Below are 14,782 nucleotides of genomic sequence, written 5' to 3'. Positions count from 1 at the left end.
CTGGACCTCACCGACGTCGACGCCACGGCGAGGGCGGAGCTGTGGCACCGCGTCCGCTCCGCGCACGAGCAGTGGGACGCCGAGGAGCGGCGGTGAGGGTCGCCCCGCGCCGCCGCCCCGGCCGCCCCCGGTGCACTCCCGTTCACTCCGTCGTGGTCCTGTCCCCTCCGCCCACGCACAGTGCCCAGATGACGAACCCCGACATGGCGACCATGAGGACCGACCAGACCGGGTAGTACGGCAGGGACATGAAGTTGGCGATGATGATGAGTCCGGCGATGCCCACGCCGGCCACCCGCGCCCACATCGTCGGCCGGAGCAGTCCCAGGCTCACGATCACGGCGACGACACCCAGGGCGAGGTGGATCCAGCCCCAGCTGGTCAGGTCGAACTTGAAGACGTAGTTGGGCGTGTTGACGAATACCTCGTCCTCGGCGATCGCCATGATGCCCCGGAAGATCCCGACGACACCGGTGATGCCGAGCATGACGGCGGCGAAGATCGTCACCCCGCCGGCCCATGCCTGTCTCGTCGTGTGTACCGCGTGCGGAGTGTGCGTGGCGGCCATCTCGATGCCTCGATTCGTGTGCCGGACAGGGGGTCAGTGCCCGGGGGCGGTCTCCGTGGGAGGGGAGCTCACGGCCGGGCCGTTCTCGGTCAGGACCAGCGCCTTCGCCTGGCGGAACTCCTCGTCGGTGATGTCTCCCCGGGAGCGGAGTTCGGACAGCCTGGCCAGTTCGTCGACGCTGCTCGGCCGGGCGGGGGCGGACGCGGTCTCGCGGATGTACGAGTCGAACTCCTTCTGCTGGGCTCGGGCCTGCGCTATCTCACGGTGTCCCATGCCCTTGCCGCGGGCGATCACGTAGACGAAGACGCCGAGGAAGGGCAGCAGGATCGCGAAGGCCAGCCAGCCCGCCTTCGCCCATCCGTTCATGTCGTCGTCGCGGAAGATGTCGACGATGATCCGGAAGAGGAGCACGAACCACAGGATCCACAGGAAGAACCAGAGCAGCGCCCAGAAGGTGCTCAGCAGCGGAAAGTCGTACGCCAGGTACATGTCTCCTCCGATCCGGCGGCCGACCTCCGGTCGGCTCTCCTCTTCAGCGTGCCCATGGCGAGGAGGTGGGTGCCTCACCCGGCACGGGTGAGTGGGCGGGCCCCCGGTGGGTGATCAGGGGGCCGCCGTCCCGGTCTCGTCCCGGCCGCCCTTGACGCCCGCCCTGCGGAGCGTGGACCGCCACGCCAGGGCGACCGCGGCCTCGGCCGCGCCGAGCAGGACGAGCCACAGGCCCAGCAGCCGCGTCAGGGCCTGCGCCGACTCGGAGGGCAGCGCGAGGACCACGATTCCCGCGACGATGCCGAGGATCCCGACGGCCATGACGACACCGCGGTGCGGCAGGTTCCTGGTGGAGATGGCGGTGTAGAGGCTGAAGATGCCCGAGACGAGCCAGACGGCGCCGACGATCAGGGAGAGCGCGGCGATCGTCTGCAGCGGGTTCCGCAGGCACAGCACCCCGCCGAGGACGCACAGCACGGCCAGGAGCAGCCCCGGCAGACGCTCGCCGGACTCCTCGCGCGCGAACACGGCCACGAACCGGAACACCCCGATCACCAGCAGATACAGACCGATGAGCACGGCCAGGACGTGCAGGGTCACATCCGGCCAGACCAGTGCCAGGATGCCCGGCACCAGGGTCGCGACGGCCGCGCCCATGATCCAGGTCCACGAGCGGCCGAGCCGCGCCAGCTGGTCCGCGGGGTCCGGCGCGGAAGGCGCGCCGCCGGCCATGGGTTCCGGTCCGGCGCTGGGCGCCGGGCCAGGCGACGTGGTCATGTCTCCTCCTCGTTCGGTCGGGATCACGGTTCTCGACGCGCCGGGTCCCGTCGGGCGCATCAGTGCCCCGGCAGCCGGCGCATCTCCACGAGGTGCAGGCCCAGCGACTGGAGGCGGGCCAGCAGCCCGTACAGGTGCGCCTCGTCGACGACGGGGCCGAACAGCACCGTCTGGCCGGCCATCACCACATGACTGAACTCCGGGAACGCGTTGGCCAGCGTGTCCGACATGTGACCCTCGACGCGGATCTCGTAGTGCATCAGCAGCTCTCCCGCGGTGGCCTGGGGAGACGGACGGGCGACTCTCTCCCTACGAGCGTGCGCAGGGGACGCGCCGCCCGCCTCACCTCGTACAGGTGAGTCGGCGGCCCGGGTTCAGGACACCGGCCTGTCCCCGTTTCCGTCCACGCCCTCGTCCGCTCCCGTGTCGGGCTCGGGGCCCGCGCCGGGCGGGGAGGCGGCGTCCGGCCCCGCGGAACGGCCCGTCGGCAGGTGCCGTGTCACCGCGAAGCTCGCGAGGGCGATGCCACCGGTGGCGAGAATCGCCGCCTTGAGCCCGTCGAGCTGCGCCGAGGCGTACGACTCCGTGACGGCGTCGACCTCCGCGGCCGGCAACCCGGCCTCCTCGGCCGCCGTATGCACCTGATCGGTGGAGACGAAGTTGATCCCGGCCTCCAGCGCCACACCGGTCTGGTGGCGGGCCTCGTCGGAAAGCCGGGGGTCGTTCGCCACCTGGGTGGTGAAGGCATTGGCCAGGGAGCCGATCAGGATCGAACCGATGAGCGCGGTGCCCAGCGCGGAGCCGAGGTTCTGCGCCGTGAACTGGAACCCGCCGACCTCGCTGCGCTCGCCCTCGCCGACGCTGGACTGCACGATGTTGCCCAGCTGCGAGGCCAGCAGCCCCATGCCCACGCCCAGCACCGCCATGGCGCCGGCGAACTGCGCGTCGTCGATGACCGGGTCGATGGTGGCCAGCAGCCACACGACGGCGCCCAGCAGGGTCACCAGGGCCAGCCGGACCACCCGGCGCGGCCCCACCCACCGCCCGAGCGCCGTACCGGACAGCGACACCACGACCATCGCGACGGACACCGGGAGCAGCCGCACCCCCGTCTCGAAGGCGTTGAACCCCTGCACCACCTGGAGGTAGAGGGGGATCGTGAAGAACAGCCCGAGCAGGATGAGGTTCTGGCTCACGAGGGTCATCAGCCCGGAGCGCAGCGTCGGCCTGCGCAGCAGGGACAGATGCACGAGGGGGTCGGCGCCCTTCTCCTCGCGCCGCCGCTCCCAGCTCCTGAAGAGCAGCAGGAGGACGATCCCGGCGGCGACGACGAACAGCGTCGGCGCGAACCCGAAGATCGTGAAGGGCGGATTGCGCGGCTCCACCCACCCCCACGTGCTGCTCTGCAGTACGCCGAGCACACCGAGCCCCAGCCCCGCCGCCGAGAGCGCGGCGCCGACGCCGTCCAGACGGGGCCGCCGGCCGGTGGTCGGGGTCTTCGGGATCACCCGCTGCGCGCACAGGATGGCCAGGACGACCACGACCTCGCCGGCGAAGACCAGCCGCCAGGTGAGGTATGTCGTCACCCAGCCGCCGAGCAGCGGGCCGATCGCGATTCCGGCGCCGGCGAGACCGCCGATGACCCCGTAGGCGACGGCCCGGTCCCGGCCCCGGTACGACTCCGCGACGAGGGCGGCCATCGCCGGCAGCACCAGGGCGGCGCCCAGCCCCTCGATGACGGACCAGCCGAGGGTGAGCACCCACAGGGTGGGTGCCACGGCGGTCAGTGCCGACCCCGTGGCGTAGACGACCAGCCCGAGGAGGAACACCCGGCGGCGCCCCAGGATGTCCCCGAACCGTCCGCCGATGAGCATGAACGCGGCCATGACCAGCGCGTACAGCGTGATGACGGCCTGGATGGCGGTGACCTCGGTGTCGAAGTCCTCCACCAGCTGGCTGATGGAGACGTTCATGACGGAGGAGTCCAGCACCATCAGGAACTGCGCCGTCCCCAGGACGATCAGAGCGCTCCAGCGCCTCACGCTGTCCACCTCGCCCTCTCAGGCCGGGCCACGGACGGTGCCGGCCGTGCGGCGGCCCGGAGCGGCCTGCCGCCCGTCCCATTGGAGCGGAGGGACCGGCACGGCGCTTCACCCGTCGCGGGGGAGGCGGGGCGGTCGGGGGAGGCAGGGCAGGCGCGGGATGCGGCGCGCGGGCCTCGGGCTCACAGCAGCCGGAGCTCGCGCGCGCGGCGCACCGCGTCGTTGCGCCGGTTCACCGCCAGCTTCCGGTAGGCCCCCTTGAGATGGGTCTTCACCGTGTTCACCGAGAGGTACAGGTCGGCGGCGATCTCCTCCGTCGACATCATCAGGGCCAGCCGCCGCAGCACATCGCGCTCGCGCTCGCTCAGTTCCACCACGGTGAGCGGGGCGGAACCCGCCTCACCCGCCCCCGGAGCGCCTGCCGATGCCGGGCCGGGAGCGAGCCACCCGGCGGCCAGCTCCCGCAGGGGCGGTGCGGCCAGGAGGTGCCGTATCCACGGCCTGGCGTCCAGAAACGGCCGCCGCAGCCGCTCGCGCCGGGCGTCGAGGAGCGCCTGCGCGACGAGCTTGCGCGCGGTGTCGCCGTCCCCCGCCTCCTCCGCGATGTGCGCCCTGACCAGCGCCGCCCGGACGGTCACCGCCGGTCCGGTCCGGCCGCCGGCCCGGACGCCGTCGACGAGTTCGGCCGCCGCTCCGGTGCGGCCCGCGTCGAGCAGCAGCCGCGCCGCCTCCACGGCACACGCCGGATGATCCATGGACACGCCGTCGAGTACCTCGGCGGCCTGCTCCGCCCGCCCTTCGGCCAGGTGGGCCGCTGAGACGAGCAGCGCCTCGTGGCTCGCCGCCCAGGGCGAGTCGACGGCGGCGGTGACCGCGGGGTGCGCCGCCGCGGCGGCGGCGCGCGGATGCCCCTGGACCAGCAGGAGACGGCCCAGGGCGAGGGCCAGTCCCGCCGCGGTCACCGGATCGTGCGCGGTCGCGTCGAGCTGCGCCGTCTCGTCGAGGAGCGCCCGCGCCCGGTCCAGCTCGTCCCGGTCCACGGCCACCGCCGCCAGGACGATGCGCCCGAGCCCCTGCCCCGGGCCGAATCCGAGTCCCAGTCCGGCGCCGAGGCCGGACTCGGGAGGCGGCTCGGGGGCGGGACCGCGCTCGGGGCCGGTTCCGGGACCGGGTTCGGGTCGGAGGCCGGACCCGGACCCGGACGGCGGGGGCGGGCCGTGCCGCTCCGCCTCGGACGACCCGGCCAGCACCCTGCGTTCGGCCCTGCCGGGCCAGCCGTTCAGGTAGTCGATCAGCGCCAGGTGCTCTCCCGACTCCTCCAGGGGGAGCGCGACGGAGGCCGAGCGGGAGGTCTCGGCCACGGCGGTCAGGGCGGCGCGCGCGTCCTCGAACCGCCCCGCCCACAGGAGCGCGGAGCCCAGATGCGTCCCCAGGAGCGCCCCGTGCTCGGGGTGTCCGTCCAGGAGCCGGGCGGGCACCTCCTGCCTCAGCCGTACGGCTGCCTCCGCTGCCTGCTCGGCCCGTTCGGGACAGCCCGTGAGCCGACCGGCCAGCGCTTCGAGGAGCGCCCGGCCGAGCTGCGCGGCGGGCGCGTCCGGGGCAGGGGAGGCCGCGAGTTCCTCCCCGGCCCGCCGCAGATGGACGAGGCCGCGGGGGAGGTCGTACCGGGACAGGTCCAGGGCCGCCCGTACGAGCTCCGGCGCCACGCCCGTGGCCTCGGGCGGCATCTCGGAGCACAACCGGACCAGGTCGTCGGAGCGCAGGCCGGTGAAGAGCTGCCCCATGGCCAGGTCCTCGACGAGCGTGGCGGCGGTGAAGCCCCATTCGCCCGCGGCGGTGCTGTGGGCGAGCGTCTCGTACAGGGACCCGGAACGGCGCAGCCAGCGGGCGGCCCTGCGGTGCAGTTCCGGCTCCAGGGCGGGGAGTCGTTCCCGCAGATGGGCCCGGAGTATCTCCCTGAACAGCGGGTGGAGCCGGTACGAGGAGTGCCCGAGGGCCTCGACGAAGGCGTTCTCGCGGACCAGCCCGCACAGCAGCGGCTCGGCGTCGATCCGGCCGGTGAGGGCGTTCGCCAGGTCGGGGTTGAACCGGGTCAGGACACTGACCCGCAGCAGCAGGTCCTGGGCCTCCTCCGGCCGTCCTTTGAGCACTTCCGCGAGCAGGAAGTCCGCCACCGTGCTCCGGTCCGCCTCGAACTCCTTGAGGTACGCCTCCGGGTCGGGGCTCTCGCGCGCGGCCAGCGCGCAGAGCCGCAGGCCGGCGGCCCATCCGCGGGTACGGTCCACCAGGGAGCCCACCGCCTCGGCCGACAGGCTCAGACCGTGCAGGTCGAGCAGGGCGCCGGCCTCCTCACGGGTGAAGGCCAGCTCCGCGGCGCGGATCTCCGTCAGCCGGCCGGCCAGCCGGTAGTCGTGCAGGGGCATCAGGGGCTCCGTGCGGCTGCCGATGACCAGGCGCAGGCCGAGGCCGGCGTGGCGCAGGACGAGTGCCAGCTGCTCCGCGACCTCCGGGGAGGTCACCCGGTCGAACTCGTCGATGACCAGCACCGCGGGCTCGGCGAGCTCGCTCAGCCGGGCCGCGAGTGCCTCCAGCAGCCTGGGGTCCACCTCGGCGGCGTCCGGCGGGACCGCCAGCGCGCGGGGCAGGGGCGTACCGCTGCCGCGCAGGGCCCGGAGGACGTACGTCCAGAACACCGCCGGGCGCTCGTCCCCGGCCTCGGCGGTGAGCCAGGCGACCGGGCGGCCCAGGGTGGCCGCCCAGTCGGCGGTCAGCAGGGTCTTGCCGGCCCCGGCGGGGCCGTTCACCAGCGTCAGGGGCGTTCCACGGGCCCGGCCGAGGTGCTCGACGAGCCGCTGCCGCCGCAGGAACGTGGCGGGCCGCGTCGGCGGCACGATCCGCGTCCGGAGGAAGGGGTCTCCGAGGGGCGGGCCCGGAGGATCGCCGAGGGGGTCACCCAGGGGATCGCCGAGCGGGTCGCCCGGGGGATCGGTCCGGGTGCGGGCGTCGCCCGGCGGGTACTCGTCGGTCTCTGCCACGGCGCTCACCGTCACCATCCGTCGTACCGGTCGACCTTCGGCGCTCCCTCCTCCAGGATCCGCCGATACGCGGCTCGGCGCACGGTCCGGGCGGAAGGCGGGCCGGGCGGAGGGCGTCCGGCACCTGCTCCGAGGGCGAGGGGACAACAGGTGCGGGGGATGGCGGGTGGTGTTGGAATGGCAGGAGTGCCTCCCGCGCCCCGGGGCGTGGGCCCCGAAGGTGAAGGAGTGGCGATGAGCGAGGATTTCCGGGAGCTCCAGGACATGGGGCCCGTCGACTACCTGATCGTCGAGTTTCCCGGCAGCCGGATGACGGGTGAGGGGTTCCCCCTGCTCGTCGACCTGGTCGACCGGGGCATCATCCGGGTGCTCGACCTGCTGTTCGTCCGCAAGGGCGAGGACGGTTCGGTGTCCGTGCTGGAACTGAGGGACATGGGGGGCGAGATCGACCTCTCGGTGTTCGAGGGGGCCTCGTCGGGGCTGCTGGACCAGAGCGACATCGACGATGCCGGTGGTGCGCTGGAGCCCGGCAACTCCGCCGGGATCATCGTGTACGAGAACGTGTGGGCGGCCCCGTTCGCACGGGCCATGCGGCGCGGTGGCGGCCAGGTGGTGGCCGGCGGGCGGATTCCCGTCCAGGCGCTGCTGGCCTCGCTGGAGGCGGCGGAGGAGGCGGCGTGAACCGTGCCGTCGTCGCTGCCCGCTCCGTATCTCGTGTTCCTGGGAGATGACTGAACATGCCCGGACTTCTTCGTGGCGTCGCCCGTACCGCCGTGGTGGCGGGTACGGCCACCGCCGTGTCCAACCGTGTGTCACGCCGGCAGGCGGGACGCTGGGCGCAGCAGGAGGAACCGCAGTACCAGCAGCAGCCCCAGCCCCAGCAGCCGCCGCCACCGGCCCCGGCGCCCGCCGGTGACGACATGACCTCCAAGATCGACCAGCTGAAGCAGCTGGGTGAGCTCAAGGAACAGGGCGTGCTGACCGCCGAGGAGTTCGAGGCGCAGAAGCGCCGCATCCTCGGCTAGCCGGTCGTGGTCGTCCCCGTGGCCAGCAGGTCCATCACCCGGGCGATGTCGCGGCGCACGTCCGGGTCGGTGATCAGACCCTCCGCGTCGACCTTCCCACGGTCGACCGGGAGCCTCACACAGGCCGGTTCCACGATGTCGGCGCCGGTGTAGCCCAGTACGGTCCGCAGGGTGGCGTCCGCGCCCTGGCCCCGGCCGGGGGCGGCCGCGTTGATCCAGGCGGTCGGCTTGTCGCAGATCTCGGTTCCGCCGACCGTCCAGTCGAGCAGGTTCTTGAAGGAACCCGGCAGCGTGCCCGCGTACTCCGGGGCGCAGATCAGGATCCCCGCCGCCGCGTCGATCGCCGCGCGCAGCTCGCTCACGGGGGCGGGCAGCGGGTCGGCGTCCTCGTCGGGGTTGAAGTGCGGGAGCCGTGCCAGACCGTCGTACAGGACGGCACGCACCTTCACGGACGGCGCCAGGTCCTGCGCGGTGCGCAGCACGGCCTCGTTGGTGGACCCGGAGCGCAGGCTTCCCGACAGCAGCAGGATCAAGGGCGAAGTGGTCACCGGCTCAACCTACCGTTCGAACGCTTCTCCGGGCATGCGCTCCTTCGGGCCACCCGCTGTGCGCGCCCGCGCTGTTGGCTAGGGTGCCCGGGGGACGGTCGGGGGACCGTCCGTGGGGGACCGGGGGAGTGGACGTTGCTGCGCACGGCGGAGTCGAAGGTCACCGACAGCCGGTGGATCACCGTGGACCGACCGGGCACGGTGGGCCGGTGACCGGCCGCCCGGCGCCCCCGGTACTGCCCGCGCCGCTGCGCGCGTGGCTCGGGCCGGTCGCGGCCCTCGCCGCGCTGGTGGTCCTCGCGCTCGGGGTGCTGTACGCGGATGCCGGCGCCCCCGGCAGGGTGGACGCGCGGATCCTGGCGGCGGTGGACGGTGTGGCGCCGCCGTGGCGGGACGTCGCGCTGGCCGTGGACTTCCTGGGGGAGCCGGTGGGAGCGGCGACGCTGGTCGTGGCCGCGGTGACGGGCTGTCTGCTGCTGCGCCTGCCCCGCGCGGCGGTGCTCGTCGTCGGCGGCGTCGGCCTGGCGGTGGGGACGACGAAACTCCTCAAGTCCCTGGTGGGACGCACCATCCACGGCGAGGAGAACCTGTCCTTCCCGAGCGGGCACACCGCCTTTCTCACCGCGTTCGCCCTGGTGGTGGCGCTGCTCGTGACCGGCCGGCTCGGCCTCGGCAGAACGGCCGGCACCTCGCTCGTACTCATCATGGGGCTGCTCGCAGGCACCGCCATGGGCTGGGCGCAGGTCGCCCTGGGCGCGCACTACCCGACCGACGCCCTCGGCGGCTGGTCCACCGCGCTGGCGGTGGTTCCGGCGACCGCGTGGCTGGTGGACCGGACGGCCGACCGGCTGGCCGGACGCACCGCCGAGCGGACGGCCGACGCCGGTCGGCGGGCCCGCCGCTGACGCTTCCGCACGTCACGGCGGCGCCGCCGCACCTCATCTCATCTCACACCGAGCGGCGGAACACCGGCTTCACCGGCCGCCCGGCGAGCCAGGGGCCGGGGTCCCCGGCGTCCAGCGCCTTCCGGTACACCGCGCACGCCTGGGCCACCACGTCGACGGTCCGGTCGATGTCGTCCTCGCCGAGCGCGCCGCTCACCACGAACGACGGGGCGAGCACCCCGCCCGCGAGGAGCCGGCGCAGGAACAGGGTGCGGTACTCCTGCGACGGCCGCCCGCTCTCGTCGAGGGTCGCGAACACCAGATTGCTGGCCCGGCCCCGTACGACGAGGTGGTCAGCGACGCCCATGGCCTCGGCCGCGCCGCGGACACCGGCGGCCAGCCGCTCGCCGAGGGCGTGCAGCCGCGCGGTGACGCCCTCTTCGGCGTACGTGGTCTGCACCGCCATCGCGGCGGCCAGCGAGTGGGTCTCCGCGCCGTGCGTGGTGGACAGCAGGAACACCCGGTCGCCGGAGTGGCGCAGCCCGCCCCACTCCATCAGTTCGCGGCGCCCGGCCAGCGCGGAGACGGCGAATCCGTTGCCCAGCGCCTTGCCGAAGGTGGAGAGGTCGGGGACCACGCCGTACAGGCCCTGGGCGCCCGCCTCCGACCAGCGGAAGCCGGTGATCATCTCGTCGAAGACCAGCACGCAGCCGTGCCGGTCGGCCAGCTCGCGCAGACCGGCGAGATACCCGGGCGGAGGCTCGGTGTGGGTGGCGGGTTCGAGGATCAGACAGGCGATCTCGCCCTCGTGGCGGGTGAGCAGTTCCTCCGTGGCGGGCAGGTCCCCGTACGGGAACGTCACCGTGAGGTCGGTGGCCGGGATGCCCGCCGACATCGGCGTCGTACCGATGAACCAGTCGTCGACGGAGAAGAACGGATGGTCGCCGCAGAGGGCCACCCGGGGGCGCCCGGTGACGGCGCGGGCGAGCCGCACGGCGGCGGTGGTGGCGTCGGAGCCGTTTTTCGCGAACTTGACCATGTCGGCGGTCGGCACGGTGGCGAGGAAGCGTTCCGCCGCCTCGACCTCCACGATCGACGGCCGGACGAAGTTGCCGCCGCGGTCGATCTCGCGCCGCACCGCCTCGGTCACGCGCGGGTGGGCGTGCCCGAGGCTGACCGACCGCAGGCCGGAGCCGTACTCGATGTAGCGGTTTCCGTCGACGTCCCACACATGGGCACCCCGGCCGTGGCTGATGACCGGTGCCAGGCCCTCGGGGTACTGGTCGTCGCCCTTGGCGTAGGTGTGCGCGCCGCCGGGGATCAGGGCGTGCAGCCGCTCGTTCGCCTGCCGCGACCTGGGGAGCTCGAACTCTTCGGTGGTCACGGCTCTCTCAGCTCTCCTTCTGCTTGAGGACCTCGGCGAGGCTCGGCGCCTCCCGGTCCCGCCGGGACATCGAGGTGGCCGGCAGCGGCCATGGAATGGCGAGCTCCGGGTCGTCGAAGGCGATCGTCACGTCCTCGGCCGGATCGTGCGGCCGGTCGATCCGGTACGAGGTGTCGGCGGTGTCGGTCAGCGCCTGGAAGCCGTGCGCGCACCCCGCGGGGATGTACAGGGTCGTCTGCGTCTCGTCGGACAGTTCGAAGAAGGCCCGGTTGCGGTAGGTCGGCGAGTCCGGCCGCAGGTCCACGACGACGTCGAAGATCCTCCCGTACGAGCACCGCACGAGCTTGGCCTCACCGTCGCCGGAGCGCAGGTGCAGGCCGCGCAGCACGCCCCGGACCGAGCGGGACAGGCTGTCCTGGACGAAGGCGCCCGGGTCGAGGCCGACCGAGCGGACCACGTCGGCGTCGAAGGTGCGGCTGAAGAAGCCGCGTTCGTCGGCGTACGGCGTCGGCTCGAACAGGTACGCGCCGGCGATCTCCGGTACTGCGGTCGCTTTCATGGAGCCTCTCGATACGCGGGTGCGTGGGTGTGGGCGGCCCCCGGGAACAGGGCCGCGGTCAGGGCGTCGAACTGGTGCTGGAGGCGCAGGGCGGCGGCGAGGTTCCGCTCGGTGAGGGTCTGCCGCAGCTCGGCCGACCGCTTCTCCAGGGCCCGGAACTGTTCGAGCAGCCGGTCGGCGTCGACCTCGCGCGCCGGGTGGCAGTACACGGCCAGGCCCATCCGGTCCATGAGGGCGTCGCTCTTCGCCGCGTAGCCCAGCGCGAGCGTCGGAGTTCCGACCTTCAGCGCGCAGACCAGGTTGTGGTAGCGGGTGGCGACCACGGTGTCGGCCGCCGCCATCTCCTGCATCAGGTCGGTGAGCGAGGCCGCGTCGGCGGCGGTGACCAGCGGCGAGTCCACCGCGTCGAGGATCGCGGCGACCACCGTCGCGTCGCACGCGTCGCCGGTCAGGAGCCGGACCGGTCTGCCCTCCCCGACGAGCGTGCGGACGAAGCGGGTCGTCCCTTCGACGTAGCGCCGGTGGATCTCCTCGGCGCGGTCGCGGTCGTCGTTGCTCCCGTGGAAGTCCATGACGCCGACGCAGACCGTGCCCGGCGGGCCCGAGGGCGTGCCCGACCGTGGCGTGGGCAGGGCGAACGCGAGGTCGGGGTAGACCTCGTCGCGCGCGGTGTCCACGCCCATCGCCCGTATCGCGTCGCGCGAGAGGGAATCCCGGTACGACCGGTACGCGGCGAGCCGGGCCGACCAGCGCACCAGGGCCCGCGTCGGCCGCTCGCGGATCGCGGCGGCGCCGACCCCGACCAGTGCGACCCGGGTGCCGAGCAGCCGGCCCGAGGCGCAGAGCAGGAACAGCGAGTACGGGAATCCCCACGGCCGCAGCGGCAGCGTGGCCTCCAGGACGCCCATGCCCGGCACGATCACCACGTCGTGCCGGCGCACCCAGGCGGCGGTGCGGAAGACGTCGACGAGCTTGCCCAGACCCTTCCCCACGATCGCGCCCGCCCGTGAGGCGGTCCGGTACTCCCCGCGGTACCAGTGCAGCCGCGTCGCGGGGATGCCGTACCGGGCCGCGACGGTCTCGGGGCCGCCGCACAGCGCGTCCACGGCCGCCTGCGGGTGCTCGGCGCGGAGGTAACCGAGCACGGCCTCCAGCGAGCCGTCGTTGCCGAGGTTGCCGGAGCCGAGCAGGCCGAACACCCCGACGCGCACCGGAGTCACGCCCGCCTCCCCTCGCGCCCGGCGACGATGGCGTCGAGGGAGACGGTGAGCAGCGCCGGATCGACCGGCGCGCGGTCCTCGACCCGCTCCCCGGCGCCGGGACGGGCCCGGCTGCCCGCCCACTCGGCCAGGTGCCGGTAGCACGCGCGCCGGTCGGCCGGGGACAGCGGCGCCCGCCGGATCGCCGCGACGAAGCCCCAGACGTACTCGGCGAGCAGCCGGGGCGTCGGGTGCAGCGGGCCCGCCCGGCGCGGGTCCAGGTTGACGCACCGGGAGCGCTTGGACGGGTTCGCCCGCTCGGCGCGGGTGGGGTGGTCCCGGCGGAAGTACAGCAGCTCCGGCACCTGGTGGAAGGGGCCGTTCAGGCCGATCTCGGCGACGAACGTGCGGTCCGCGTGGTGGTAGCTGTCGTGCGGCTTCACCCGGCGCAGCACGTCGGCCCGCATCACCCCGTAGAAGTCGTCGCCGCCGGGCTCGAACAGCATGCTGCGGAAGCGCTCCGGCGGGCGGGGGGAGGCGGTGGCGAGCCCGTACTCGTACGGGACCTTCACCTGGCCCTCGCCGTCGATGACCGCCTGGTCGGCGTGGGCGAGGATCACCTCGGGGCGCTCGTCCAGCGCCTCCACGCAGCGCCGCAGCAGGTCCCGGGCGTACAGGTCGTCGTGCGAGGCCCACTTGAACAGCTCGCCGCGGCACTCGGTGAACACGTAGTTGTGGTTCGGTGCGGCGCCGATGTTCCGGGGCAGCCGGATGTACCGGATGCGCGAGTCCCGCGCGGCGTACGTACGGCAGACGTCCCGGGTCCCGTCGGTCGAGGCGTTGTCGGAGATGACCAGCTCGAAGTCCTCGTAGGTCTGGCCGAGCAGGGCTTCGAGCGATTCGGCGAGGTACTCCTCGCCGTTGTACACGGGCAGGCCGATGCTCAGCCTGGGGCGGGCGGTCATGAGGTCCTCACTTCGGGGATGGGATTCCGGTGGTGCTCGCGCAGGGCGGCACGCAGCTGCAGCCACCACACGGCCGAGCTGCCCAGGGTGGCGGCGGCCACGCCCCAGGCCGAGCCGGCCGTGCCGGCCGCGGCGGCGCCACCGAGTCCGCCGACGACGTAGCAGGCGGAGGCGATCAGTTGGCTGCGCAGACTGCGCCGGGCCGCGCCGAGCGCGCGCAGCCCGGCCGCCGCGCCGGTGCCGAGCCCGGCGCCCGCGACGCCGAGGGTGACCGGCACGATGAGCTGGGAGGCGGAGTGCCAGACGCCGCCGAGCACCAGCTTGCCGAGCCGGTCCGGGACGAGCAGCAGCGCCCCGCCCCAGAGCGTCGCGGCGACGGCCTGTCCGCCGCCCAGCAGCAGACAGAACGCGGCGAGGCGGTGCGGGGCCCGCCGCAGCACCCGCGCCGCCTCCGCGACGGTGACCAGGGAGAGCCCCATCAGCACGGCGAGGAACGGGCCGAGCAGCAGCTCCGCGCCCCGGACCACCCCCACCGCGCCGACCCCGACGATCGCGCCGAGCCCGTACGCCCGCAGCTGGCTCGCACCGCTGTTGGTGACGTTCTCGACCAGGTACCGGGAGCCGAGGTCGTGGTGCTCGCGCAGCCATTCGCGTGCTCCGGCCGGCCGGGGCCGGATGCCGGACTGGACGACGCCGTACACCGCGGCCACCGCGGCGGACACCCCCCAGGCGAGCACGAAGGCGCCCACGCTGCCCTCACGGGCCGCCACCACCATGGCGGGGACGAGCACGACCGCCCACACCATGTCGTTGACGAACGCCTTGCGCCCGGCACCGGCGGCGAAGAACGCGAACCGCCAGGCGTCCTGGAGCAGCAGCCCCGGCAGTACGACACCGAGGCAGGCGAACGCGACCCCCACCCGGCCGCCGAGAGCGAGGCCGAACACCAGCGACGCCGCGCCGAGGGCGGCGCCCACGCCGAGCGCCGTACCCGACGACCGGGCCACCGCCGTGCGCCAGGACGCGGCCTGAACACCGCTGAAGCGCACCACCAGCGGATCGGTGGCGAGGCCGCGGGAGACGTTGAGCACCACGCCGTAGGTCACCCAGGCCAGGCTGAACACACCGAAGGCGGTCAGCCCCAGCGACCGTGCGACGTAGATGCCCACCGCGAAGTTGGACACGCTGGAGGCCGCCTGGTCGGCCAACCCCCAGGACAGCCGCCCCGCGACGGCCCGCCGGGCGGCCGGGCGGGTGCTCTCGGCCTCCGCCGGTGGCTTCGTCGTATTCCCTCCTTCGGCGGCCAT

Annotated in this window: 15 protein-coding genes; 3 read left to right on the top strand and 12 right to left on the bottom strand. The window is 73.7% G+C overall.

The annotated features are described in order from the left end of the window. Nucleotides 1–142: 142 nt before the first annotated feature. The 6 genes from V4Y03_RS32470 to V4Y03_RS32445 form a co-directional block, all read right to left on the bottom strand. Nucleotides 143–568 (bottom strand): DUF7144 family membrane protein, encoded by a 426-nt coding sequence (locus tag V4Y03_RS32470; protein WP_332437568.1) that lies wholly within the window; start codon nt 566–568, stop codon nt 143–145. Nucleotides 569–601: 33 nt separating this feature from the next. Beyond that, nucleotides 602–1,057, bottom strand: a complete 456-nt coding sequence (locus tag V4Y03_RS32465; protein WP_317876421.1) for an SHOCT domain-containing protein — start codon at nt 1,055–1,057, stop codon at nt 602–604. Between the two features lie 114 nt (nt 1,058–1,171). Beyond that, nucleotides 1,172–1,834 (bottom strand): HdeD family acid-resistance protein, encoded by a 663-nt coding sequence (locus tag V4Y03_RS32460; RefSeq protein WP_317876420.1) that lies wholly within the window; start codon nt 1,832–1,834, stop codon nt 1,172–1,174. A gap of 59 nt (nt 1,835–1,893) precedes the next feature. Then, nucleotides 1,894–2,094, bottom strand: coding sequence for a hypothetical protein (locus V4Y03_RS32455; RefSeq protein ID WP_332437567.1), 201 nt, complete (start codon nt 2,092–2,094; stop codon nt 1,894–1,896). 114 nt (nt 2,095–2,208) lie between these two features. Continuing rightward, nucleotides 2,209–3,876, bottom strand: a complete 1,668-nt coding sequence (locus V4Y03_RS32450; protein WP_332437566.1) for an MFS transporter — start codon at nt 3,874–3,876, stop codon at nt 2,209–2,211. 182 nt (nt 3,877–4,058) lie between these two features. After that, a complete protein-coding gene (locus V4Y03_RS32445; protein WP_443079910.1) occupies nt 4,059–6,929 on the bottom strand; it encodes a LuxR C-terminal-related transcriptional regulator in 2,871 nt (956 codons plus the stop codon). Nucleotides 6,930–7,145: 216 nt separating this feature from the next. Between V4Y03_RS32445 and V4Y03_RS32440 the strand changes: the two genes are divergently transcribed. Together V4Y03_RS32440 and V4Y03_RS32435 are read left to right on the top strand one after the other, a co-directional pair. Continuing rightward, nucleotides 7,146–7,592 carry a DUF6325 family protein gene (locus V4Y03_RS32440; RefSeq protein ID WP_332437565.1) on the top strand — a complete coding sequence of 149 codons (447 nt, stop codon included), beginning with the start codon at nt 7,146–7,148 and terminating at the stop codon, nt 7,590–7,592. 56 nt (nt 7,593–7,648) lie between these two features. After that, nucleotides 7,649–7,936 (top strand): SHOCT domain-containing protein, encoded by a 288-nt coding sequence (locus tag V4Y03_RS32435; protein ID WP_332437564.1) that lies wholly within the window; start codon nt 7,649–7,651, stop codon nt 7,934–7,936. On the opposite strand, the gene V4Y03_RS32430 is transcribed toward V4Y03_RS32435, so the two are convergent. Continuing rightward, entirely contained in the window at nt 7,933–8,484 is a 552-nt protein-coding gene (locus tag V4Y03_RS32430) for an NADPH-dependent FMN reductase (RefSeq protein ID WP_332437563.1), read from the bottom strand. The genes V4Y03_RS32435 and V4Y03_RS32430 overlap by 4 nt on opposite strands. A 209-nt stretch (nt 8,485–8,693) precedes the next feature. Between V4Y03_RS32430 and V4Y03_RS32425 the strand changes: the two genes are divergently transcribed. Continuing rightward, nucleotides 8,694–9,389: a phosphatase PAP2 family protein gene (locus V4Y03_RS32425; protein ID WP_332437562.1), complete on the top strand. Its 696-nt coding sequence runs from the start codon at nt 8,694–8,696 to the stop codon at nt 9,387–9,389. Nucleotides 9,390–9,432: 43 nt separating this feature from the next. On the opposite strand, the gene V4Y03_RS32420 is transcribed toward V4Y03_RS32425, so the two are convergent. From V4Y03_RS32420 to V4Y03_RS32400, 5 genes are read right to left on the bottom strand one after another with little or no spacing between them, the layout of a single operon-like run. After that, nucleotides 9,433–10,752: a glutamate-1-semialdehyde 2,1-aminomutase gene (locus tag V4Y03_RS32420; RefSeq protein WP_332437561.1), complete on the bottom strand. Its 1,320-nt coding sequence runs from the start codon at nt 10,750–10,752 to the stop codon at nt 9,433–9,435. A gap of 7 nt (nt 10,753–10,759) precedes the next feature. Beyond that, nucleotides 10,760–11,311, bottom strand: coding sequence for a dTDP-4-dehydrorhamnose 3,5-epimerase (gene rfbC, locus V4Y03_RS32415; protein WP_317878347.1), 552 nt, complete (start codon nt 11,309–11,311; stop codon nt 10,760–10,762). Beyond that, the gene (locus V4Y03_RS32410) at nt 11,308–12,531 is read right to left on the bottom strand and encodes a polysaccharide pyruvyl transferase family protein (protein ID WP_332437560.1); all 1,224 of its coding nucleotides are present in this window, start codon (nt 12,529–12,531) and stop codon (nt 11,308–11,310) included. The genes rfbC and V4Y03_RS32410 overlap by 4 nt, the downstream gene beginning before the upstream one ends. Continuing rightward, nucleotides 12,528–13,475 carry a glycosyltransferase family 2 protein gene (locus tag V4Y03_RS32405; protein ID WP_317878345.1) on the bottom strand — a complete coding sequence of 316 codons (948 nt, stop codon included), beginning with the start codon at nt 13,473–13,475 and terminating at the stop codon, nt 12,528–12,530. Before V4Y03_RS32405 ends, V4Y03_RS32410 begins: the two co-directional genes overlap by 4 nt. After that, nucleotides 13,472–14,782 carry a hypothetical protein gene (locus tag V4Y03_RS32400; protein ID WP_332437559.1) on the bottom strand — a complete coding sequence of 437 codons (1,311 nt, stop codon included), beginning with the start codon at nt 14,780–14,782 and terminating at the stop codon, nt 13,472–13,474. Before V4Y03_RS32400 ends, V4Y03_RS32405 begins: the two co-directional genes overlap by 4 nt.

The organism is Streptomyces sp. P9-A4 (genome assembly GCF_036634195.1).
GTDB lineage: Bacteria > Actinomycetota > Actinomycetes > Streptomycetales > Streptomycetaceae > Streptomyces.
Note: the sequence above shows the minus strand (reverse complement) of the source record. Positions and strands in the feature narration are given on the sequence as shown.